Here is a 631-nt window from a genome sequence, read left to right on the forward strand (position 1 = left end):
GTACTATTCTTAGACTATGAATAATTATTTCAATCAACTCTCAGAAGCTTTTTTATTCGTTTTTCTGCTTATTATTGGATATTTAACTTATTTTTATGGGAATATTAGTTCATCTGTCTTTTATTCAATTGATGAAATATTCCTAGCAATTTTGCTTCCTTTGGTGTTTTTCTTGGTTAATCAGGATTTGAATGACCCTATTACTCCTTTTGATAGAAGAGTTATCTTTGATAGAGTAATCGGAGCTCATAATGTACTTTGGATTATTGCTTGCCTTATAATTCCTGCATTATTATGGAAAAAGATTCAAGTAATTCAAACTTTTGATTTTTTCATCTTATTTTTCTATTTAATCGGAATTTTCAACGTCCTAATGATTTTCATAAGGTCCTACCGATGGATATCTTCTGGAAGATTTGCTTATATATCATACAGAGACAGAAATAGAATTGAATTTATTCATTCAGTTGCCTATCGACAAGGAATAGATCCTTATGAGATATGGCATGATATCTTTGATCACTGGCACTTTGTTAAAAACTATAACGAATCTAAAGACCATCCCTTTAAAGTATCTTTTATAAAGGACTACCAATTTATTGATGAAACTCTCTTAGCTATCAAACAATAT

The 631-nt window shown here is 29.3% G+C and carries 1 protein-coding gene; it reads left to right on the forward strand.

The genetic code is table 11. The features are described 5' to 3' along the window. Positions 1 to 172 precede the first annotated feature (172 nt). The coding region (locus KH893_RS11410) for a hypothetical protein (protein WP_281166227.1) at positions 173 to 631 on the forward strand (459 nt) is incomplete at its 3' end.

Origin of the sequence: Liquorilactobacillus sicerae, assembly GCF_029916425.1 — a bacterium.
GTDB lineage: Bacteria > Bacillota > Bacilli > Lactobacillales > Lactobacillaceae > Liquorilactobacillus > Liquorilactobacillus sicerae.